Source organism: Phytoactinopolyspora endophytica, from assembly GCF_004138495.1.
Taxonomy (GTDB): Bacteria; Actinomycetota; Actinomycetes; order Jiangellales; family Jiangellaceae; genus Phytoactinopolyspora; species Phytoactinopolyspora endophytica.
The window spans coordinates 49197-70213 of the sequence record NZ_ML142849.1; the positions used below are offsets into that span (position 1 = coordinate 49197).

21 protein-coding genes are annotated in these 21017 nt (G+C 68.2%); 8 read left to right on the top strand and 13 right to left on the bottom strand.

All coding sequences use genetic code 11. The annotated features are described in order from the left end of the window. A partial coding sequence (locus ELR45_RS42390) for an OB-fold domain-containing protein (protein ID WP_205855772.1) occupies nucleotides 1-107 on the bottom strand: 107 nt, incomplete at its 3' end. Continuing rightward, complete coding sequence (ruvC, locus tag ELR45_RS00255; protein WP_129662513.1) at nucleotides 108-620, bottom strand: crossover junction endodeoxyribonuclease RuvC; 513 nt, start codon at nucleotides 618-620, stop codon at nucleotides 108-110. Between the two features lie 220 nt (nucleotides 621-840). Between ruvC and ELR45_RS00260 the strand changes: the two genes are divergently transcribed. Then, entirely contained in the window at nucleotides 841-1377 is a 537-nt protein-coding gene (locus tag ELR45_RS00260) for a GNAT family N-acetyltransferase (protein WP_129662515.1), read from the top strand. A gap of 51 nt (nucleotides 1378-1428) precedes the next feature. Here ELR45_RS00260 and ELR45_RS00265 read toward each other — a convergent pair whose 3' ends face one another. Next, nucleotides 1429-2106: a formylglycine-generating enzyme family protein gene (locus ELR45_RS00265; RefSeq protein ID WP_129662516.1), complete on the bottom strand. Its 678-nt coding sequence runs from the start codon at nucleotides 2104-2106 to the stop codon at nucleotides 1429-1431. Between the two features lie 391 nt (nucleotides 2107-2497). Between ELR45_RS00265 and ELR45_RS00270 the strand changes: the two genes are divergently transcribed. The 4 genes from ELR45_RS00270 to ELR45_RS00285 all read left to right on the top strand — a co-directional run bounded on the left by ELR45_RS00270 (nucleotide 2498) and on the right by ELR45_RS00285 (nucleotide 8466). Continuing rightward, complete coding sequence (locus ELR45_RS00270; RefSeq protein WP_129662518.1) at nucleotides 2498-3511, top strand: iron ABC transporter substrate-binding protein; 1014 nt, start codon at nucleotides 2498-2500, stop codon at nucleotides 3509-3511. A 94-nt stretch (nucleotides 3512-3605) separates the two neighbouring features. Continuing rightward, a complete protein-coding gene (locus ELR45_RS00275) occupies nucleotides 3606-5321 on the top strand; it encodes an ABC transporter permease (RefSeq protein WP_129662519.1) in 1716 nt (571 codons plus the stop codon). Further along, a complete protein-coding gene (locus ELR45_RS00280; protein WP_205855610.1) occupies nucleotides 5318-8020 on the top strand; it encodes an AMP-binding protein in 2703 nt (900 codons plus the stop codon). Before ELR45_RS00275 ends, ELR45_RS00280 begins: the two co-directional genes overlap by 4 nt. Beyond that, nucleotides 8017-8466 (top strand): hypothetical protein, encoded by a 450-nt coding sequence (locus tag ELR45_RS00285; protein ID WP_129662521.1) that lies wholly within the window; start codon nucleotides 8017-8019, stop codon nucleotides 8464-8466. The genes ELR45_RS00280 and ELR45_RS00285 overlap by 4 nt, the downstream gene beginning before the upstream one ends. A gap of 35 nt (nucleotides 8467-8501) precedes the next feature. On the opposite strand, the gene ELR45_RS00290 is transcribed toward ELR45_RS00285, so the two are convergent. The 5 genes from ELR45_RS00290 to ELR45_RS00310 all read right to left on the bottom strand — a co-directional run bounded on the left by ELR45_RS00290 (nucleotide 8502) and on the right by ELR45_RS00310 (nucleotide 12484). Then, a complete protein-coding gene (locus ELR45_RS00290) occupies nucleotides 8502-9557 on the bottom strand; it encodes an ABC transporter ATP-binding protein (protein ID WP_129662522.1) in 1056 nt (351 codons plus the stop codon). Nucleotides 9558-9592: 35 nt separating this feature from the next. Continuing rightward, nucleotides 9593-10354, bottom strand: coding sequence for a YebC/PmpR family DNA-binding transcriptional regulator (locus ELR45_RS00295; RefSeq protein ID WP_129662524.1), 762 nt, complete (start codon nucleotides 10352-10354; stop codon nucleotides 9593-9595). A gap of 3 nt (nucleotides 10355-10357) precedes the next feature. Next, entirely contained in the window at nucleotides 10358-11020 is a 663-nt protein-coding gene (gene pdxT / locus ELR45_RS00300) for a pyridoxal 5'-phosphate synthase glutaminase subunit PdxT (protein WP_129662525.1), read from the bottom strand. A gap of 223 nt (nucleotides 11021-11243) precedes the next feature. After that, nucleotides 11244-11765, bottom strand: coding sequence for an NUDIX hydrolase (locus ELR45_RS00305; protein ID WP_165367327.1), 522 nt, complete (start codon nucleotides 11763-11765; stop codon nucleotides 11244-11246). A gap of 140 nt (nucleotides 11766-11905) precedes the next feature. After that, the gene (locus ELR45_RS00310) at nucleotides 11906-12484 is read right to left on the bottom strand and encodes a helix-turn-helix domain-containing protein (protein ID WP_129662529.1); all 579 of its coding nucleotides are present in this window, start codon (nucleotides 12482-12484) and stop codon (nucleotides 11906-11908) included. Between the two features lie 125 nt (nucleotides 12485-12609). Here ELR45_RS00310 and ELR45_RS00315 point away from each other — a divergent pair, with 125 nt between their 5' ends. Next, the gene (locus tag ELR45_RS00315) at nucleotides 12610-14016 is read left to right on the top strand and encodes an MFS transporter (protein ID WP_129662531.1); all 1407 of its coding nucleotides are present in this window, start codon (nucleotides 12610-12612) and stop codon (nucleotides 14014-14016) included. A gap of 47 nt (nucleotides 14017-14063) precedes the next feature. Continuing rightward, nucleotides 14064-14858, top strand: a complete 795-nt coding sequence (locus ELR45_RS00320; protein ID WP_129662532.1) for a DUF1684 domain-containing protein — start codon at nucleotides 14064-14066, stop codon at nucleotides 14856-14858. Nucleotides 14859-14961: 103 nt separating this feature from the next. Here the strand turns inward: ELR45_RS00320 and pdxS are convergent, their stop codons facing one another. The 5 genes from pdxS to ELR45_RS00345 form a co-directional block, all read right to left on the bottom strand. Then, complete coding sequence (gene pdxS / locus ELR45_RS00325; protein WP_129662534.1) at nucleotides 14962-15924, bottom strand: pyridoxal 5'-phosphate synthase lyase subunit PdxS; 963 nt, start codon at nucleotides 15922-15924, stop codon at nucleotides 14962-14964. A 75-nt stretch (nucleotides 15925-15999) separates the two neighbouring features. After that, nucleotides 16000-17226 (bottom strand): cysteine--1-D-myo-inosityl 2-amino-2-deoxy-alpha-D-glucopyranoside ligase, encoded by a 1227-nt coding sequence (gene mshC / locus ELR45_RS00330; protein ID WP_129662535.1) that lies wholly within the window; start codon nucleotides 17224-17226, stop codon nucleotides 16000-16002. Between the two features lie 18 nt (nucleotides 17227-17244). Continuing rightward, nucleotides 17245-18069 carry an SCO1664 family protein gene (locus tag ELR45_RS00335; protein ID WP_240759025.1) on the bottom strand — a complete coding sequence of 275 codons (825 nt, stop codon included), beginning with the start codon at nucleotides 18067-18069 and terminating at the stop codon, nucleotides 17245-17247. Between the two features lie 18 nt (nucleotides 18070-18087). Continuing rightward, complete coding sequence (locus ELR45_RS00340; protein ID WP_129662539.1) at nucleotides 18088-18675, bottom strand: DUF3090 family protein; 588 nt, start codon at nucleotides 18673-18675, stop codon at nucleotides 18088-18090. 9 nt (nucleotides 18676-18684) lie between these two features. Then, nucleotides 18685-19365: a histidine phosphatase family protein gene (locus ELR45_RS00345; RefSeq protein WP_205855611.1), complete on the bottom strand. Its 681-nt coding sequence runs from the start codon at nucleotides 19363-19365 to the stop codon at nucleotides 18685-18687. Between the two features lie 210 nt (nucleotides 19366-19575). On the opposite strand from ELR45_RS00345, the gene ELR45_RS00350 reads away from it, so the two are divergent. Next, complete coding sequence (locus tag ELR45_RS00350; protein WP_129662542.1) at nucleotides 19576-21012, top strand: peptidoglycan DD-metalloendopeptidase family protein; 1437 nt, start codon at nucleotides 19576-19578, stop codon at nucleotides 21010-21012. Nucleotides 21013-21017: the final 5 nt, after the last annotated feature.

The window sequence follows — 21017 nt, forward strand, 5'->3', positions numbered from 1 at the left end:
GCGGTGGTCGACGGGGTGCATTGCAGCGCCAGCCCGACGCCGCCGACGTCGAGTACGGCCTCGGTCGGGCGGATGCCCGCCACCTGCCCACGTACGAACGTGATCAACTACCTCACCCCATTCATCGCCGTCGCCAGCCGATTCGCCGCTCCACCTCGCCAGACCTGGCAGATCGCCAGGGCCAGCGCGTCAGAGGCGTCCGCTGGGCTCGGCTTGCTCTCCAGCCGTAGCAGGCGCATCACCATGAACGCGACCTGGTCCTTGTCCGCCCGTCCGTTACCGCTCACGGCGGCTTTCACCTCGCTGGGCGTATGCATCGCCACGGTCAGTCCGCGACGCGCGGCCACGAGCGCCGCGACCCCGCTCGCCTGAGCAGTACCCATCACAGTCCGGACGTTGTGCTGGCTGAAGACGCGCTCCACGGCGATCGAGTCGGGACGGTACTCGGCTATCCACTCGTCCAGCTTCGCCTCGATCGCCAGCAGCCGCTCCCCCAGCGGAAGGTCTGACGGCGTCCGGACGACGTTGACGTCCACCAGGCGGAGCGGGCGGCCGGGCGCACCGTCCACGACTCCCATGCCACACCTGGTCAGCCCCGGGTCAACGCCGAGAACACGCATACAGCTGGCACTCCCTCGAGGTCGCGCGGACATCGGCCCCACCGATCAGGCCATCGGGAACGGGGACCTGCCGGACGCCCGCCGAACACTAGTTCGGCTTCATACAGTACCTCCCCGCGATGTCGCGCCACCGGCCGCCACGCCGCGCGACCCTGCAGCGGCGTACCGCCGGCTCATTAACTCGATTGCCGGGTGATCGGCCGGCCCTGATAATCGCCTCATGAGTGACCTCGTGATTCGTAGCGCAGTGGCCGAGGACGTGGTCTTTCTGGAAGACATGCTCGTGGAGGCCGCGAATTGGCCGAGCCACCTGGACCGCAGCAGAGCGGACACCTTGTCGGACCCGGCCATCGCGCACTACATCGATGGCTGGCCGCACAGGACGGACGTCGGGGTGGTGGCCGACGACGATGATCAGCCGGTCGGCGCGGCATGGCTGCGCTTCTTCACTGAGTCTGACCCCGGCTACGGCTTCGTTCGCGAGGACATTCCAGAGCTGGCCGTCGGCGTCGTCGCGCACCGGCGTGGTCAGGGTGTGGGCCGCATGCTGTTGCGTGCGCTCGCCGACGCGGCGCGACAGAGCGGCGATATCGAGCACATCAGCCTGAGCGTGGAACACGGCAACGAGGCAGGCGCCGCACTGTACCGCTCGGAAGGCTACCGAGTGATCGAGAGCCGTGGACATGCCGACACCATGCTGCTGGACCTGTGGGAGCCGGGAGACGCTGCGGCCCGGATCGCCGGCGATAGCCACTAGGCCTCCGTGGTTCCGGGCGCGTCGTCTGCAGGCGGCCGGGACTGCCCTGTCTCAGCGCACGGTGGAACGTGCGACGCGGAACCCGACGTCGTCGATCTGGAAGGTGGGGTGGCTACGGCGTCGCACCGACGCCCGGCAGCTCCAGTGCTCGTCGAACCACCCGCCGCCGCGTAGCACCCGGTACGTGCCGTAGACCTCGGCGTCGTAGAGATCCCAGCACCACTCCCACACGTTGCCCAGCGTGTCGTACAGGCCCCACGTGTTGGCCCGTTTGCCACCGACATCGTGAATCCGCTCATGCGAGTTGCGGCGATACCACGCGATCTCGTCGAGTGGCCCGTACCGCGCGCCTGTCGTGCCGGCACGACAGGCGTGTTCCCACTCGGCTTCGGTCGGCAACCGGTAGCCGTCAGCGGACGCGTCCCACTCGATGTCCGCAGGGTTCTCTGTGTCTGCGGGGTTCTCAGCGTCAGCATGCAGGAGGTACGTCGGCTCCAGCCCTTCTCGCCGGGACAGGGCGTTGCAGAACCGGGCTGCATCCCACCAGGAGACGCCTTCCACCGGCAATCGGTTGCCGACCGCGGTGCTCGGCCGCTCATCGGTGACCTCTGCGAACAGCGCCTGGGTGATCGGAAACGCGCCGAGCTGGTAGGGCGCAAGCTCAACCGCCCAGCTGCGCTGCGTGCGCCGGTCCGACAGCGTCACCTGCCCGGCCGGCACGTCGATCATCTCGTTTTCCGCGCGCACATCCACAAGAAGCCGATCTTACCCGCTGGGACGCGACCGTCTGATCAGCGTGTTCAACGTCGTGCGCTGAACCGTGCTCGTTCGGACCGCTCTGAGCGGCCCAGGTTCACACGACCGGTCGCGCGACGGGGTTCGGCAGTGAGCCAACCGAGGGCGCAGGCGTAAGTGAGACGAGATGTCTCAGTTTGGCAAGGCTTACCACACTTGGCTATGGTAAGGCTCACCTTAATGCTGTGGGCTGGATATGTGGCCTCGTCAGCCGTATCGGCGAACTCATGACCGATCGGCATCGGTGGATCGAGAAAGCGGAACGAGCTTCATCTCGCAAGCGTGGGAAGCCCCACGGATACGGACATGATGCGGAGGGACCGCGATGCGGGCCAGAAGTGCGAACAGAACCGCCCGAGGCTTGGTGGGGACGCTGGTCCTGCTCCCCGTTCTGGCCGCCTGCGGCTCCGACGATGCCGACCTGACGGTCTACTCGGGGCGCGGCGAGTCGCTCGTGGGCCCGATCATCGAGCAGTTCGAAGAGGACAGCGAGTTGACCGTCGACGTCCGCTACGGCAACACAGCGGAGATGGCGGCTCAGATCCTCGACGAGGGCTCCAACACCCCGGCGGACGTCTTCCTCGCGCAGGACGCGGGCGCGCTCGGCGAGGTCTCAGCGGCCGGCATCTTCGCACCCCTCCCCGCGGAGCTTCTCGACATGGTCGACGCCGCCTACAGCTCGGCCGACGGCGACTGGGTGGGTCTCTCCGGCCGCTCGCGCACCGTCGTCTACAACACCGACCGGCTCGGCGAGGACGACCTCCCGGAGACGATCGCCGAGTTCACCGACCCCGGATGGGAGGGTCGGATCGGCTGGGCGCCGTCCAACGCCAGCTTCCAGGCGTTCGTCACCGCGATGCGCGTCCTCGAAGGCGAGGACACCACCAGGGCATGGCTCGAGGACATGCGGGACAACGGCACCCAGGTCTATGACAACAACATCGCCATCCTCGACGCCGTCGCGAACGGCGAGGTCGACGCGGGCCTGGTCAACCATTACTACCTGTACCCCCGATTGGAGGAGGAACCGGACCTTCCCGCTGCCAACAAGTTCTACGCCGATGGCGACATCGGCGCGCTGGTGAACGTCGCCGGAGCGGGCATCCTCGCCGAGTCCGAGAACGCCGACGCGGCCACCGAGTTCGTCGAGTTCCTGCTCAGCGACACCGGCCAGACATACTTCGCCGAGGAGACCTCGGAGTTCCCGCTTGTCGAAGGGGTCGCGCAACCCGACGGCATGCCCTCGTTGGAGTCCCTCACACCGCCGTCGCTCGACCTCGCCCAGCTGGAGGATCTCAGCGGGACGCTGGATCTCCTGCAACAGACCGGGGTTCTGTAACGTGCGAGCCGGCGGTTCGCCGTCCAGACGCCCGTTGCCCGGGCGTCTCACACCAAGACGTCTCACACCAAGCCGCCTCCTGGCCGGGGCAGCCATGGCGGTTGCCGCGCTCGCGGTGCTGCCCGCCGTCTACCTCGTCGTCCGCGCGGCCGACGGCGGAGGTGCGGCCGCGTGGGACGTCCTCAGACATGCGCGCACACTCGAGGTGCTGCTGAACACCGCGGGTCTGACGGCTGCGGTCACCTGCGGCGCGGTCGCGCTCGGCGCTCCCCTGGCCTGGCTCACCATCCGAACCGATATCCCGCTCCGCGGCCTGGTGACCGTGCTGCTCGCACTACCGCTGGCGTTGCCGTCGTACATCGCCGCCTACGCCTACGTGTCCTTCCTCTCCCCGCGCGGCGTCCTACAGGGATGGCTCGAGCCGCTCGGCGTGGAACGGCTGCCGTCGATCTACGGCTTCTGGGGCGCCTGGGCCGTGCTGACCGTCATCTCCTACCCGTACGTCTTCTTGACTGTCCGGGCGGCGCTGCGCCGGATCGATCCCAGCGCCGAGGAGGCGAGCCGCACGCTCGGTCAGTCCGCGATCGGCACCTTCCGGCGGGTGCTCATCCCGGCGCTGCGCCCGGCTCTGGCCTCCGGTGGACTGCTCGTGGCGCTGTATACGCTCAGCGACTTCGGTGCGGTGTCGATGCTCCGGTTCGACGCCTTCACCCGGGTCATCTATGTCCGATACGGGTTGATCGACCGTTCCGCGGCCGCGGTACTTGCCCTGCTCCTGGTCGCGCTCGCGCTGGTGGTGCTGATCACCGAGATGAGGACCCGGCAGACGGCCACCGGACACCTGCACGCAGGCTCACGACGGGCTCGCCCGATATCGCTGGGCCGGTGGCGCTGGCCTGCGCTCACCGCCGCGTTCGGGGTCTTCGTCGCCGGTGCGGTACTGCCCGTCGGGGTCATGGTGCTGTGGCTGGTGCGCGGGATCCGAGGGGGTGACGCGTTCGGGCCTCTCGGCGAGCTGGTGGCGAACAGCATGCAGGCGTCCGCGCTGGGTGCGCTGGCGGCGATCGTCGCGGCGTGGCCGGTGGCGATCCTGACCGCGCGCCACCAGAGCAACGCGACCCGGTTCTTGGAGCCGGTCACGTGGATCGGCTACGCACTCCCCGGCGTGGTGGTCGCCCTGGGACTCGTCTCGTTCGGCGCGCGGCACGTCCCGGATCTCTACCAGACCATGGCCATGCTGGTGGCCGCATACGTCGTGATGTTCCTACCACTTGCCGCCGGGCCGATCAAGACCTCCGTCCAGCAGGTCAACCCCGCCTGGGAGGAAGCCTCACGCACACTTGGGCACGGAGCGCGGAGCACCTTCCGCCGGGTGGTCGTGCCGCTCTCCCGGCCCGGCGTGATGACCGCCGCGGCGCTGGTCTTCCTGACCGTCATGAAAGAGCTGCCCGCCACCCTCATGCTGGCGCCGACCGGATTCTCCACCCTGGCCACGCAGGTCTGGAGCGCCACGTCCGACAACTTCTACGGCCGCGCCGCCGCTCCGGCACTGACGCTGGTGATCCTGGCGAGCATCCCCACCGCTGTCTTGGCGTTGCGGGACGAGGCCCGGCCTCGTCGACGTCCCCGCGCCTCCGGCGACCGGTCAGGCTCGCAGGGCCCGGCAGACGGTCCCGGCCGGACAGGCAGGCCCCCGGCGCCCACCGGCGAACGTCCGAACGTGCCGCCGGTACCGGCCGGCATCTCGGCCAGCGGCCCGGCGGCTTCCCCGACGACGGCCCGGGCCGCCACCGCGGGAGGCCGGAGATGACCATATCGATGCCGCCCCTGAACGGCTCCACGACGGCGCCGCGCGTTCCGTTCGTCCAGGACCTCGCCGTCCACGGCGACCGGCTCGCCGTCGTCACTGCCGATGGCGAGCTCTCCTACACTCAGCTGGCCGAGCGCGTCCAGGCGTGCGCTGAACGGCTCGGCACCGCCAGGCGGCTCGTGCTGATCGCGGGCGTCAACCGTCTCGATTCGCTCGTCACCTACCTCGCGGCGCTGTCTGCCGGGCATGTGGCGCTGCTGGCGACGCCGGCGCACGCTGCCTCCGTCGCCGCCCGGTATGACCCCGACGTCGTCGCCGGCGAGACCGGCAGCGAGTCCGGCGGTGAGTCCGGCAGCGAGGCCGGTCGCATCTGGAGGCTCGACGAGCGCCGCCGGACGTCCATGCACGACATGCACCCAGACCTTGCCCTGCTGATGAGCACGTCCGGCTCCACCGGCTCGCCCAAGCTGGTCCGGCTGTCGCACGAGAACGTGCGCTCCAATGCCGAGTCCATCGCCACCTACCTCGGCATCCGCGGCACAGACCGGGCGGCGACGGCGTTGCCCATGCACTACTGCTACGGACTGTCGGTGATCAACAGCCACCTCGCCCGCGGCGCCGGCATCATCCTCACCGATCTCTCCGTCGTCGACGGCTGCTTCTGGGAACTGTTCCGCCAGAACCGAGGCACGACGTTCCCCGGCGTACCGCATACCTTCGATCTGCTCGACCGGGTCGGCTTCGCGGACATGGACCTGCCCCATCTGCGCTACCTCACCCAGGCCGGTGGCCGGCTTTCCGCGGACCGAGTGCGCTACTACGCCGAGCTCGGCCGTGAGCGTGGATGGGACCTGTTCGTCATGTACGGGCAGACCGAGGCCACCGCGCGCATGGCCTATCTCCCGCCCGACTTGGCCGCCGCACATCCAGACACCATCGGCGTTCCCATCCCGGGCGGCTCGTTCACCCTCCGCCCACTCCCCGACGGCGATGGGCCGGAGCCGGCCGAGCTCGTCTACGAAGGCCCCAACGTCATGCTCGGCTATGCCCAGACGCCGGCCGATCTGAGCCTGCCTCGCACCGTCACCTCACTGCGTACCGGTGACCTAGCCCGCCGGACGGACGCCGGCCTCTATCAGATCCTCGGGCGACGCGGCAGGTTCGTGAAACTCGCCGGTCTCCGCGTGGACCTGCAGCACGTCGAGACGTTGCTGGCCGACCGGGGCGTCGCTGCCTGCTGTGCCGGGCGGGACGGTGAGCTGGCTATCGCGGTCGAAGGTGACCACGACCCATCACAGCTGGCCAGGCATGTGGCGGACGTGTGCACGCTTCCACCTCGGTCGGTCCGGGTATGCCTGGTCGAGCGCATCCCACGACTGGCCAGCGGCAAGCCAGACTACGAGGCCGTCCTCGCCCTGCCGGGCTCCACGACCGCCGTTCCGGCCGTCCCCGCCACTGATCCAGGCGATCCGGCACGCCCCGCCACCACGGTTTCCACCGAGCCCGCCGACGCTGCCGCCCTCCGCGACCTGTACGCCAGGGTGCTGCACCGGCCGGATGCCACCGAGGGCTGCACGTTCGTCAGCTTGGGTGGCGACTCGCTGTCCTACGTGGAGATGTCGATTCGGCTCGAGGAAGCGTTGGGGCATCTCCCCTCGGGTTGGCACACGACGCCGATCCGTGACCTCGCACCCCGGCCGCGGCGACGCCTGTTCGCAGGGCGCTCGGTCGACACCAGCGTGTTGCTGCGGGCGGCGGCCATCGTCGCCGTCGTCGGCACCCATGCGGGCCTGTTCACCGTCCTCGGCGGCGCGCACGCGCTGCTCGCCGTCGCCGGGTTCAACTTTGCCCGGTTCCGGTTGGGAAGCCGCGCGGGTAGGGGCGCCGGTGAGGCGAGCTTCGCGCGGTTGCCAAGCTCCGCCGACCGCCGGCGACGTCTCCACCAGCAGCTGGCCAGCATCGCACGTATCGCCGTGCCCAGCATGCTCTGGATCGCCCTTGCCACCGTGCTGACCGGCCAGTACGGCGTGGTCAACGTCTTCCTGCTGAACGGCTTCCTCGGATCCGACACCTGGACCAGCGATTGGCACTTCTGGTTCGTCGAGATTCTGGTCTACATCTTGGTGGGCCTGGCGATCCTGATGGCCATCCCACCGGTCGACCGGCTCGAGCGGCGGTTCCCGTTCGGCTTCGCCGTGGTGCTCGTGGCTTTCGGCATGCTGACGCGCTTCGAACTGGTCGAGCTCTCAGTTCCGTATATGCTGCCGGCCTTCTGGCTCTTCGCGCTGGGCTGGGCAGCGGCGCGAGCCGCCACCGTCTCACAGCGCCTGCTCCTCACCGCCGTGACCGTGGCCAGTGTTCCCGGATTCTTCGACAACTTCCCTCGTGAAGCTGTCATGATCGGCGCGATCGTGCTACTTCTGTGGACAACCCACATCCCCTGTCCGGCGATGCTCAGCCGTATCGCCGGAGTGCTGGCCAGCGCCTCTCTGTACATCTACCTGGTGCACTGGCAGGTGTACCCGCACCTGGTCGCCGCCCACCCTGGCCTCGCCGTGTTCGCCTCGCTCATCGCGGGGATCGTGCTCTGGCGCCTGACCACCCACGCCATGCGTTTCGCGGCCGGCGTGCAGGCGTGGATCCCATACCCGTCTCGACCATCTCGGGGTCCTGACGGCGGCGGTAAGATGGCGCCGTGACCGAAGAAGCCAACACCAGCGGTGACCAGCCGCGCGAGACCGGGCAGCCGTCCAGTGAGGACATCCGCAAGTACCTCGAACAGCTCCGTCCGGTACCCGCCGACCAGGTGCTTGCCGAGACACTGTCCAGCACCCTGACGGCCGCCCAGGCGAAGCTGGGCCGGTACGACGCCCGGCTGCTGATCGACACAGCAGGTTTGATCTTCACCCATGCCCGCGGTTACCTGAACGACGAGGCCGCCAAGCAATTCGAGCAGGTACTCAACCAGCTGCGCATGGCCCAGGTACAGGCCGAACAGCGATCGGCGGGTCAGCAGGAAGAGAACGACCTTCCGCAGCCACCGGCACCGCCGGCCGGCTCAGGCGTCCCGCAGGCTCCGGCTGCGGCCCCTCCACGTCAGCAGGCTTCCCCGGCGTCCAAGCTCTGGGTCCCCGGCCGTCCCTGAGGCACGTCAGGCATGTTGACCTGCTTATGACCGGCCTACATGGTGTGGCGTCTGTAAGCGACTGGTTCCGGCCCCTGGTAGCTGACCGTCACGCGCGTCCCCCGATTCGCCACCGGCGCGCCCGGGCTGCGGACACGCAACAGCTCACCGGTCCGCGTACGCACCAAGGTCACGGTGTCGTGGCCATAGAACTCGACCAGTTCGACGTGCGCTTCACCCCGGGTATCCGGCGTGAGCAGGAGCGACTCCGGCCGGACGAGCACGTCGACAGCTTCCGGTCGAGGCTCGGACCTTGCCTCGAGCGCGTCTGCGGGCATGACACAAGACACCGGGAACCGCCCTAAGACCGTCGCCACGAACGTCCCCGACAGGCTGCCCTCAACCAGGTTCGCGTCGCCGACGAACTCGGCCACCCAGCGATCGGCCGGGCATGCGTACACGGCCGTCGGTGGTCCGTGCTGCACGATCCGCCCGTCCCGGATCACCGCCACGTCATCGCCCAGAACGAACGCTTCTTCCTGGTCGTGGGTCACGAAGATCGTGGTGATGCCGAGCTCGGCGAGCAGCTGGTGCATTTCGGTGCGGACTCGCGTGCGCAGCGCTGCGTCGAGGTTGGAGAACGGTTCGTCGAGGAGCAGCACTGCTGGCTGCGGCGCGATCGCCCTGGCCAGCGCGATGCGCTGCTGCTGTCCACCGGAGAGGGTCTCAGGTGATCGACCGGCCAGGTCAGCGAGCCCGACCATCGCCAGTGCGTCGGCCACCCGGCTCTCGGCTTCATCCCTGGGCAGCTTCCGCAGGCCATAGGCGACGTTTGCGGCGACGGTCAGATGCGGGAACAACGCCCAGTCCTGGAACACCATGCCGACCCGGCGACGCTCCGGCGCGACCCGCTCGGTCTCGCTGAAGAGCATCCGGCCCCCGGCGGCGACCGTTCCGCTGTCGGGTTCCTCGAGTCCAGCGATGATCCGCAGCAGCGTTGTCTTGCCGCAGCCGCTCGGCCCAAGCAACGCCAGCGTGCCCCCTGGCTCCACCGAGAGCGAGACGCCATGCAGCACGTGGACGTCACCGAAAGACTTGGTGACGTCTGCCACCTGGACGTCCGCGGTGACCACGGGCCCGGTCGAGCTCAGCTGACCGCTGCCATGATCTCGTCGGAGACGTCGAAGTTCGCGTAGACGTTCTGGACGTCGTCGCTGTCCTCGAGCGTCTCCATCAGCCGGAAGATCTTCTTCGCCCCGTCCTCGTCGAGGGGAACCGTGACCGAAGGCACGAACGACGACTCAGCGGATTCATAGTCCAGGCCCGCGGTCTGGATGGCCGTGCGCACATCAACGAGCTCGCTGGCTTCGCTGCGGATCTCGAACGACTCGCCGAGGTCCTCGACCTCTTCGGCTCCGGCGTCGAGCACCACTTCGAGAAGGTCGTCCTCGCTGATCGTCTTGTCGCCCTGCTGCTGCGGAACGACGACGACGCCTTTCCGGTCGAACAGGTACGACACGGAGCCGGCGTCGGCCATGGTTCCGCCGTTACGAGTCATAGCGATCCTGACCTCGGACGCCGCCCGGTTCCGGTTGTCGGTCAGGCACTCGACCAGAACGGCGACGCCGTTCGGGCCGTAGCCCTCGTACATGATGGTCTGATACTCGGCCGCGCCTGCTTCGGCTCCCGAACCACGCTTCACCGCGCGCTCGATATTGTCATTCGGCACGGACGACTTCTTCGCCTTCTGGATGGCGTCGTAGAGCGTGGGGTTGGCCGCCGGGTCTCCCCCGCCGGTGCGGGCCGCCACCTCGATGTTCTTGGTCAGCTTGGCGAAAAGCTTGCCACGCTTGGCATCGATGGCAGCCTTCTTGTGCTTCGTGGTCGCCCACTTGGAGTGGCCGGACATCGGCTAGGCCTCCTTGATGATCTTCAGAAACAGCGCGTGAATTCGTGAGTCGGCGGTGAGCTCCGGGTGGAACGACGTGGCGAGTAGCCCTCCAGCTCGTACCGCGACGATTGTACCGGCCGAACCGCTCGGCTCCGGGGAGACCGCAGCACCGGCAGCCGTATTCGCCGCTGTGCTGCCAGCGCTGGACTTCACCCGCGCGAGGACCTCGACCTGACCACCAACATGCTCGACCCATGGCGCACGGATGAAGACGGCGGTCAGCGGCGGGTCTCCGACGGCGGGAAAGTCGAGCTCCGCCTCGAACGAGTCGACCTGGCGGCCGAACGCGTTCCGGCGCACGGTGATGTCGAGGCCACCGATGGTCTCCTGGCCTTCTGCGCCGTCCTCGACGCGGTCAGCCAGCATGATCATCCCAGCGCACGATCCAAAGGCCGGCAGTCCGGTGTGCACTCGCTTACGCAATGGCTCGAGCAACCCGAAGGAACGCGCCAGCCGCCACATGGTGGTCGACTCGCCGCCAGGTATGACCAGGCCGTCCACCGAGTCCAACTCGTCGGCCGTCCGCACGGCGACAGTCGTCGCCCCCAGCGATTCCAAGATGCGCCGGTGTTCCCGCACATCCCCCTGCAGGGCCAGGACTCCGACCGTCGGTCCGTTCGCCATCTCTATGCTCGTGCTCCGATCCCCCGGAGACGTCGTCTCCGTCGTTCAGGTTGTCAGCCGGCCGCTCTTCGAGAGCGACCGCTTTCAACGTTAGCCGGTTCACCGGCAGATCGGAGCATCGGCGGCTCTCGGCACGCTGCTGCCATGACCGCCGACCATCGCTGGGGTGATAGCCACAGCGATCGACGGCACTCTTCGGGCAGGGCTGAAGGGTGCCGCCGGCTCAATCCAATCTCCGGTACACGCCGTCCCAGCCGCAGGCACCAAGCTCTCTCGTCAGGACGGGCAGTTCCGGTGGATAGACCGTCACGCCGGCTGCCGCCAGCTCGTCGACGTCCCACCAGCGCATCTCGGACACGGAGGCACGCTCCACATGGGTCCAGCCGTCCTCGCTGATCTCATGGAAACCGGCCAGCCGGGCGAAGTACAGCACCTCGTCCTGTCGGCACGGCCGTCCAAAGTACGGGAACGATGCGCTGCGCTCGGCGACCGGTCCGATCAGGTCGTCCGGGTCCACCCGAAGTCCGCTCTCCTCGAGGAGCTCGCGTGCGGCCGCAGTACGTGGGTCCTCGTCCGTCTCGAGCCCGCCGCCCGGGGTGAACCACCAGCTCCGGGCAGGGTCATCGACGTCGAAGCCACGGAGCAGCAGAGCCCTCCCTGCGCCGTCGAGCAGAATCACTCGTGCGGCCTGCCGCGTCCAGACGCCATCAGACTCTTCGTTCCATTCTCTGAAGACGTCATCCAAGGCAGGCGGGCCAGCAGGCCGCACTGGCTCGGAGTCACCCGGAGTATGTGGCTGCATTCGTTTCATTCGCGTCCACACTACTCCGGACCTGAGGACTCGATCCGGCAGCCCCGACGCCAGGTCTGCCCGCGCGAGGGTGATCAGATGCCTGTGCGCATATGGGTCCGTTGGCCTTGCTGTCCGAAGAGGATGAGTAGCTCGAGGGGGCGCGGCCCGATGTTGGCGATCGCGTGCGGGGTACGGGTGTCGAACTCGGCGGCCTCACCGGCGCTCATCTCGAAGTCCTTATCTGCCAGCGCGATCCGCAGCGTCCCGCTGAGGACGTAGATCCACTCGTGCCCCTCGTGGACCTGCTGGTCGAGCTTCTCCGGGACCGACGGCTGAGCCGGGATCACCTGCTTGAACGCGTTGAGGCCACCCGCATCGCGGGACAAGGGGACCCACACCACGCCCTTGCGGGTGACCGGCCGTGGATGGATGCGGGGGTCGCCGGTCGCCGGCGCACCGACCAGGTCGTCCAGGGGCATCCGGTATGCCCGGGCGAGCGGGAACAGCACTTCGAGCGTCGGACGGCGCTGCCCGGACTCGATGCGGGAGAGGGTGCTGACCGACATGCCCGTCAGCTCGGCGACCTGACTCAGCGTGGACCGCCGCTGCTTGCGGATGGCGCGCAGGCGCGGCCCGACGGCATCCAGGACTACATCGAGGTCATCGGCCATGCGCCCATTGTGGCACGCAGGCGTTTGCGGTTCTGGCAAATCCGGGATCGATCGTGGCAACCGCCGGTTGAGACTCATCGACGCCAGGCACCAGCCCGGCGCCACTGAGAAGAGAAAGGACCGGAATGTCTACCCCTGCAGTCAGGGAGGTGGATCGCCCCAGAGCCGGGCGACCACGATTCCCCTACGCACCCGTCATCGTGCTCACCCTCATGCAGGTGACGCTGGTGATCGACAACAGCGTCGTGAACGTCGCACTGCCCGAGATCCAGAACGCGCTCGGCTTCTCCGCGGCGGGGTTGTCGTGGGTGGTGACGTCCTACGCGCTGGTCTTCGGCGGGCTGGTCCTCGTGAGCGGCCGGGTGGGATCGATTATCGGTCCGCGGCGAGCGCTCCTGATCGGTATAGCGATCTTCGTCGTGGCCTCTACCCTGGGCGGACTGGCCGTCACACCGGAGATGCTGATCGCGGCGCGCGTCCTGCAGGGCGTCGGCGCAGCTCTCGCGGCGCCCAGCACGCTGGTGCTGCTGATGGCGATCACCGAGCCGGGGGTACAACGCGCCCGGGCGATGTCGCTGTTCGTGCTGTCGATCGGGCTGGGCGCCGGGCTCGGCCTGTTCCTGGGCGGCGCACTGACGTCCGCCCTGGGCTGGGAGTGGGTGATGTTCGTCAACGTGCCGATCGGCGCGACGGTGTTCTTCGGCGTCCGGGCTCTGATCACCGAGACGCAGCGGCACTCGGGGCGGCTCGACCTCGGCGGGGCCGCGGCCTCCACTATCGGGATGTCGGCTCTGGTCTACGGTCTGACGGCGGCCGCCGAGCAGGGCTGGGGCAGCGCGACGGTGATCGGGTCGTTCGTTCTGGCCGCCGTCGGTCTGGTGGCGCTCGTCCTGACGGAGCGGCGCCACTCCGCGCCGGTCGTCCCGCCCGCGTTCTTCACGCGGATGTCCAGTGCCGCCCCGCTGCTGGCGATGATGCTGATCCCCGCCGGTCAGTTCGGGTTCCTGTACTTCGCGGCCCTCTACACCCAGGATGTTCTGGGGTTCAGCCCGCTGCAGACCGGTCTGTCCGTGCTTCCCTTCACGGCCGGCATGCTGACCACGAACTTCACTGTCAGCCGGCTGGTGACCCGTTACGGGGAGCGTGCGGTCGGTTCGGTCGGCATGGTCGGTCTCCTGATCGGTCTGGTGTGGATGTCACGTCTGACCCCCGACAGTGGCTACCTCAGCGGGCTTCTCGGGCCGTTCCTGCTGCTGGGTCTGGGTGCTGGCCTCACTGTCGCGCCGCTCACCGCGGTGATCATGCACAACGCACCGCGCGAGCACGTCGGGGCCGCCTCCAGCCTGAACCAGGCGATGCAACAGCTGGGCGGGGCCGTGGGCCTCGCCGTGCTGTCGACAGTCTTCGCCAACACCGCGGCCACTGCCGGCGCAGCGACGGGCATCTCTACCGCGCTCACCGTCGCCACCATCTTCCCCCTCGCCGGCCTGCTGCTGTTCGCGGTCTGGGCGCGGCGCGTCATCGCCCCCTGAACACCTCACGGTGCTCGAACCAACAATCCGAACCCTTGGAGAACACGATGAAGAACACCCTTTCCGAGACCTACCGCACTGAGTGGAAGGCCTGGCGGTCGGGCTGGGAGCAGTGGCTCACCGCGCCCAACGGCTGGCTGTCCGCCGTGGCCGTGAACTGGCTTGACGACACCCCGCGCCGGTTCGACGGGACCCCGGGCCTGTGGTGGCAGGACAACGACACCCTGATGGTCGACCCCGATGGCACCACCATGACGTTCGACGGAACCGAGTTCACCCAGGCCCGCGCTCTGCGGCTGGCCCAAGGGCCTGACGACCAGCGGGTGAGCGCAGGCGACCTCGAGATCGGGATCACCTACCGCGAGGGCTACCACATCAACACCTACGACCCGAGCGCTCGCGCGCTGCGCGAGTTCAGTGGCGTGGCCGTCTACGAGCCCGACCCCGACTGGATCATCACGGGCCGGTTCGAGGCGTACAGCACCGACCAGTCGGTCGCGCTGGGGACGGTGGGCTGGCGCGAGCACAACTACCTCTCACCCGGAGTGGTGCACTTCGAGCACGACGGCACCCCGTACGAGCTGCAGGTCATCGTCGGGGGCGGACACCGCACCACGGTCTTCGCCGACACGACCAGCGGCGACACGACCTACCCTGCGGGCCGGTCCCTCGACATCCCGGAACCGGCCGACGACGGCACCGTCACGCTCGACTTCAACCGCGCGCTGAACCTGCCGTGCGCGTTCGGCGACTTCTTCCCGGTCTGCCCCACCCCGCCATCGGGCAACCGCTACCCGTTCCGAATCGAGGCGGGCGAGAAGATCCTGGCCGCTGAGTCCTGATCCCTACGGCATCCGGCGGCGGCACATCACGCCCACGACAGACGGAGAGGCTCCGCAGAAACGATGTCCGCGGAGCCTCTCCGTCAAGCGCAGGAGCAGGCTGTCACCAGCCGCGCTCGGCCAGGCGATGCGGTTCGGGCATGTCTTCGACGTTGATGCCGACCATCGCCTCGCCCAGGCCCCTCGAGACCTTCGCGATGACGTCGGGGTCGTCGTAGAAGGTGGTCGCCTTGACGATGGCCTCAGCCCGCTTGGCCGGGTCACCGGACTTGAAGATCCCCGAACCGACGAACACGCCTTCGGCGCCCAGCTGCATCATCATCGCGGCATCCGCCGGGGTGGCGATCCCTCCGGCCGTGAACAGCACCACCGGAAGCTTCCCGAGCTCGGCCACTTCCCTGACCAGCTCGTAGGGTGCCTGCAGCTCCTTGGCGGCGACGAAGAGCTCGTCCTTCGGCAGCGACTGCAGACGCCGGATCTCGTACCGGATCTGGCGCATGTGCGTGGTGGCGTTGGAGACGTCCCCGGTCCCGGCCTCGCCCTTGGACCGGATCATCGCGGCGCCCTCGGTGAGCCGCCGCAGCGCCTCGCCCAGGTTAGTGGCGCCGCACACGAACGGGACAGTGAACTGCCACTTGTCGATGTGGTTGGCATAGTCAGCCGGTGTGAGCACCTCGGACTCGTCGACGTAGTCGACGCCGAGGCTCTGCAACACCTGCGCTTCGACGAAGTGCCCGATCCGGGCCTTGGCCATGACCGGCACGGAGACGGCGCTGACGATGCCGTCGATCAGGTCTGGGTCGCTCATCCGGGCGAGGCCGCCCTGTGCCCGGATGTCGGCGGGCACGCGCTCGAGTGCCATGACGGCGACCGCGCCGGCGTCCTCGGCGATCTTGGCCTGGTCCGGTGTGACGACGTCCATAATCACGCCGCCCTTGAGCATCTCCGCCATGCCGCGCTTCACGCGTGCGGTTCCGGTCTCCGGAGCCACCGGGGCGGACGACTGCGACGTTGGCTGTGCCTGGTCGGACACGCTGATCAAACCTCTTCTGTGTGCGGAAGGCATACTCTGCGCTGACACGACCATCTTACGTCCTCGTTCCAGCGCCGCACCCGAAGGCACCGGAGGCGGTCGCGTGAGCTAGAGGCGGATGCCGAGCAGCGTGTCGACCGTGTCCCGAACCAGCCCCGGCGCCGACGCGTCGTCTCCCGCACCGGCCAGGGTCTGCTCCGTCCACTGATCCACCACCCGCAGTGCGGCGGGCGTGTCGAGATCGTCCGCGAGCCGGCCGCGCACGTCGGCGAGAACCCGTATGGCATCCGGACCTGCCGGACGCCGGACCGCTTGGCGCCACCGGTCGAGCTGCTGGCCGGCCGCGTCCAGCGACGAGTCGATCCACTCGCGACACGAACGGTAGTGCTCCGCGTACAGCGCCAACCGGACTGCGCTCGGGTCCGTGTCACCTCGGCGGAGGGTGGCTGCGAACACGAGGTTCCCGAGCGACTTGGACATCTTCTCTCCGTCGTACGCCATCATCCCGGCGTGCACGTAGCTCTGAGCGAACGGTGGCCGGCCGGTGGCCACGTGCGCCTCGGACGCGCACATCTCGTGATGCGGGAAGATCAGGTCATTGCCGCCGCCCTGTACGTCGAACCCCGCACCCAGGTGTTCGAGGGCGATCGCGGTGCACTCGATGTGCCAGCCAGGCCGTCCGGCGCCATACGGACTCGGCCAAGCCGGCTCACCCGGGCGCTCCCGCCGCCACAACAGACAGTCCAGCGGGTCCTGCTTCCCGGCACGGTCGGGGTCACCGCCACGTTCGGCGAACAGCGCGCGCATGGCGGCGTCGTCGAGGTGCGAGATCGAGCCGAACGCCGGGTCGCTGCGGACCGAGAAGTACAGGTCGCCGTCGACGTCGTAGACGGCGGACGAATCCTTGAGCTGCCCGATCAGGTCAGTGATCTGCGCGATCGCATCTGAGGCGGCGATGAAACGATCCGGCGGGAGAACCCGCAACCACGCCATGTCCGCGCGGAACAGGTCAGTCTGCTCGGCCGCCAACTCGGCCCAGTGCTGGCCGTTCTGTTCCGCTCGCTCCAGCAGCGGATCATCGATGTCCGTGACGTTCTGCACGTACCGCACCTGGTGACCGGAATCCCGCCAGGTCCGGTTCAGCACATCGAAAGCGACATAGGTGGCCGCATGTCCCAGATGAGTCGCGTCGTACGGGGTGATGCCACACACGTACAACGAAGCGGTCGGTCCCCGCGCGGCCGCCCGAGACAACCCCGATGCCGTGTCGTGGAGTCGGACCGGATCGCCGCTGCCGGGTAATGGCCGATAATCGTCAGCTGCCCAGGCGTCCATGTGATTGACCATAAACGCTCAGAACACCGGCCACGGCACCGGCATCCGGCCGGTGGGTTCCGGAAGCGTCCCCGCCTGCAGCAACGCAGAGATGCGGTCGTCGAGGGCGGCGATCTCGGTCGGATCGAGCAACGTTTCGAGCTGCATCCCCAATGCGCCCGCGCATGCCTGCCGCAGCCGCTCCAGATCCGCTCGCTCGGAATCCGTCAGCGGCTGACCGGCCCAGCCCCACAGGACGGTGCGCAGTTTCGGCTCGTCATGGAATGACACACCGTGGTCAACACCGACGATCGCCGCCGTGTTCCCGGCGACGCGTGGATCCGCACACAGCAGGTGGCCGCCCTTGCGGTCCGCGTTGTTCACCACCGCGTCGAACAACGCCAGCCTGCGCAGGCCAGGGTCGTCGGCGTGGACGAGAACCACCGGGTCACCGTTCTCGTCGACCGCGGTGAGGATGGGAAACCATCCGTCCGGGATCTCATCTTCAGACACCACGTCCACCCACGTCGACGGCCGGTCCACGCGGAGGGCCGCGTCGCTCTCGGGCTGTTCCAGCCAGGCCTGGCACATCCCCGGGCCGAGCGGACCGTCGTCGCGCAGGACCGTCGGCGGGACCACATGCCATCCCACCGCCTCGGAGACCAGATAGGCGGCGACCTCACGGGCGGCGAGTGTGCCGTCCGGAAAGTCCCACAGCGGCCGTTCACCGGAGATGGGCTTGTACACGCACCGGACCTGCCGGTCGCCATGCTCGACTCGACCGACCAGTGTGACGTTGGATGCCACCACGAGCCGGCCGTCGATGCTCAGCTCACCGTGCGTGAGCAGCCCGAGCAGGTCCACGATTGCGAGCAGCTCTCTTCAGTCTCGGCGGCGGTAGCCGTTCTGGCGTGGACAGACGTGCCCCTCAGGCTCGAGGGCAAGGCCGCACAACGGGCACGGCGGCCGCCCCGCAGCGACGAGCGCATGCGCACGCTTGGCGAACGCCCGCGCCTCGGCACCGGTCAGCTTGACCAGGAAGACGTCACGACCGGAGTCCTCGGGGTTCTCCGGAGGCTCGTCGTCCTCCCCGTCGTCATCGTCGTCCGTGCCGGGCTCGGTCGCGGCGTACGCGGTGATCACCACACGCTCGATCTCACCCTCCCAAGCCAGGGTCAGCGTGCCCACCCGGAACTCCTCGACGATCGGTTGTTCGAGGGGCGCCAGGTCATCCGCGTCCTCCGGTGCCGTCGCGGGGATCGCAGCCTGGCCGTCCGTGCGGCGCAGGATCTCGTCCAGCATGGCGTCCACCCGCTCGGCCAGGACGGCCACTTGCTCCTTCTCCACGACCACGCTCGCCAGCTGATGCTCGTCGCGCGCCTGCAGGAAGAACGTCCGTTCACCTGGTTCGCCCACGGTGCCGGCGACGAAGCGGTCCGGCGAGTCGAATCGGAACACCTGAACTGCCACGCGAATACCCTATCCCGCTCCTCCGCCTACCATCGCATCGCTCGTGGGAGGTCGTCTCCGGGCGCGTCGTTTCGGAGCCAGCGGCGCCAGGTCATGTCCGGTGTCATTCAGCCGCAGGACGAACGGGCGCCGCTCGGTGTAGGAGATCGCGGTGACCGAAGCGGGATCGGCGACGACCCGCTGAAACTGGTCGAGATGCATGCCAAGCGCGTCCGCGACCACCGACTTGATGATGTCCCCGTGCGATATCGCGGCCCAGACGGCCGTGGGCCCTGCCTCTTCGAGCACCCGCGCGTCGTGCTCCCGCACAGCGGCGACGGCACGAGCCTGCATCTCTCGCAGCGACTCGCCGCCTGGGAAGATCGCGCCCGAAGGGTGCTCTTGGACCACTTTCCACAACTTGAGCCGCCGCAGTTCAGACAGCGAACGGCCGGTCCAGTCGCCGTAGTCGCACTCCTGGAGCCGCTCATCGAGCATGTCGATCTCGCCCAGCTGCCGTGCCGTCTGCACACAGCGTTCCAACGGGCTGCTCACCACGCGGGACAGCGGCACGGCGCGCACCCGTTCCGCCAGGCGGCGAACCTGCTCCACGCCGGTCTCATCCATCTCGATGCCGGGGGTCCGTCCGGCCAGTACTCCGGACGCATTGGACGACGTGCGTCCATGACGTATCAGTAAGACGACAGGCACGTCCCGAAGCGTATCCCGTGGCCGCCGCCTTGCCATCAACGCACCTTTCTGTACCATTGGCGTGGTTTGTTCCGCAGTGTGCGGCGTTTCGGGTCGCATGTCTCGCCGGGATGAGCTAGGCATGACGAGGACACGAAACCGCGTCCGAAGGACCGGCGCTGCGGCCCACAAGGTTCAACGCACCGGCACGAAGGGAGTAGTAACAGGTTTATGCAGCGCCCCCGACGCGACGTCTATGCAGTGGCCGCGGCGTGTACCGGGCTTGTCCTAGCGACAGCCGGCATGTCCGCCCACGCCGAGCCCACCTCGCCCGCTGCCAGTGCATTCGTGCCCACGAGCGCGACTCCGCCGGCCGACGAGGGAGAACCCTCCGACGAGCCCGAAGACGAGGCATCGGATCTGCCGTCCGACGCCCCGACGTCTCCTCCGGCCGAGTCGCCGGACGATCCGGGTGATCTCGACCGTCGCGACCCGAGCGAGGCGTACGACGAGGCCCTCGCCGACGCGCAGACGGCCGCCGTGGCCGAGGCGCAGCGGCTCTTGCAGGAGGTTCTTGGCGAGGTCGACGACGCCGGTGACAGGCTTGAGCAGGCCACCGCCGACGCAGAGGCCGCCCGCGAAGCCGAGGAAGAGGCCCGGCGACAGATCAAGGTCGCCGAAGAGTCGATCGAGCGCACGCAGCGCGAGATGGAGGAGACCGAGACCAGCGCCGAAGGTGCCAAGGCAACTCTCGGAAGCGTCGCTCGCGAGGCCTATCAGAACAACGGCCTCACTACTGTCGGCGTCGTGCTGGGCGCGGAGTCGCCCGAAGAGCTGAGCGACCGTTACCTCGACATGCGGACCCTGCTGGAAGCCAGCGACAACGCACTCGGCCGGCTGGCGACGGACCAGGCCGACCTGCGCAACGCGGCCTCCAACCTCGAAGGGCAGCGCAAAGAGAAGGAGCGGCTGGCCGAACAGGCCGCGGAGAGCCTGGCAGACGCAGAGGCGGCCGAGACCGCTGCCGAGGAAGCCCAGGCCGAGCATGAGGAGAAGCAGGCTCAGGTCGAGGAAGCTCTCGACCTGGCCGAGGACGCCCGGCTCGAGGACTACGAGCTGTACATGGAGCAGATGGACGAATCCACTGCTATCACCGAGTACCTCAACAACCTGCCCGACCCCAGCCCCGAACCCGCGCCAGACGGCGACGGCTCCAGCGACGACTCCGGCGGAGGCTCCGACGACGGAGGCTCGGGCACGGGCAACGGCACCGGATCCTTCACGCTTCCGGCCAACGGGTCCGTCACATCCGAGTACGGCTCTCGCCTACACCCGATCCTCGGCTACGTGAAGATGCACACCGGTATCGACTTCAGCGGCAGCGACAGCAACATCTACGCCGCTGACTCGGGCACCGTCGTCGAGGCCACGTTCAACACCGCCTACGGCAACATGGTCATCGTCGATCACGGGATGATGAACGGGCAGCGCGTCACCACGCTCTACGCCCACCAGTCGGGTCTGAGCGTCTCTGCCGGTCAGCGGGTCGAGAAGGGTGAGGTCATCGGCCAGATCGGTTCGACCGGATACTCCACCGGGCCACACCTGCACTTCGAGGTCCGCCTGGACGGCCAGCACACCAACCCCCGCTCGTACCTCCCCTTGTAAGCACG

Bases quoted from the DNA above. Each gene is read 5' to 3' on its own strand.
- ELR45_RS00280 (WP_205855610.1), top strand. From the start codon at position 5,318: ATGACCATATCGATGCCGCCCCTGAACGGCTCCACGACGGCGCCGCGC.
- pdxT (WP_129662525.1), bottom strand. From the start codon at position 11,020: ATGGCGAACGGACCGACGGTCGGAGTCCTGGCCCTGCAGGGGGATGTG.
- ELR45_RS00270 (WP_129662518.1), top strand. From the start codon at position 2,498: ATGCGGGCCAGAAGTGCGAACAGAACCGCCCGAGGCTTGGTGGGGACG.
- mshC (WP_129662535.1), bottom strand. From the start codon at position 17,226: ATGGACGCCTGGGCAGCTGACGATTATCGGCCATTACCCGGCAGCGGC.
- ELR45_RS00320 (WP_129662532.1), top strand. From the start codon at position 14,064: ATGAAGAACACCCTTTCCGAGACCTACCGCACTGAGTGGAAGGCCTGG.
- ELR45_RS00260 (WP_129662515.1), top strand. From the start codon at position 841: ATGAGTGACCTCGTGATTCGTAGCGCAGTGGCCGAGGACGTGGTCTTT.
- ruvC (WP_129662513.1), bottom strand. From the start codon at position 620: ATGCGTGTTCTCGGCGTTGACCCGGGGCTGACCAGGTGTGGCATGGGA.
- ELR45_RS00265 (WP_129662516.1), bottom strand. From the start codon at position 2,106: ATGATCGACGTGCCGGCCGGGCAGGTGACGCTGTCGGACCGGCGCACG.
- ELR45_RS00275 (WP_129662519.1), top strand. From the start codon at position 3,606: ATGGCGGTTGCCGCGCTCGCGGTGCTGCCCGCCGTCTACCTCGTCGTC.
- ELR45_RS00350 (WP_129662542.1), top strand. From the start codon at position 19,576: ATGCAGCGCCCCCGACGCGACGTCTATGCAGTGGCCGCGGCGTGTACC.
- ELR45_RS00295 (WP_129662524.1), bottom strand. From the start codon at position 10,354: ATGTCCGGCCACTCCAAGTGGGCGACCACGAAGCACAAGAAGGCTGCC.
- pdxS (WP_129662534.1), bottom strand. From the start codon at position 15,924: ATGCCTTCCGCACACAGAAGAGGTTTGATCAGCGTGTCCGACCAGGCA.
- ELR45_RS00315 (WP_129662531.1), top strand. From the start codon at position 12,610: ATGTCTACCCCTGCAGTCAGGGAGGTGGATCGCCCCAGAGCCGGGCGA.
- ELR45_RS00310 (WP_129662529.1), bottom strand. From the start codon at position 12,484: ATGGCCGATGACCTCGATGTAGTCCTGGATGCCGTCGGGCCGCGCCTG.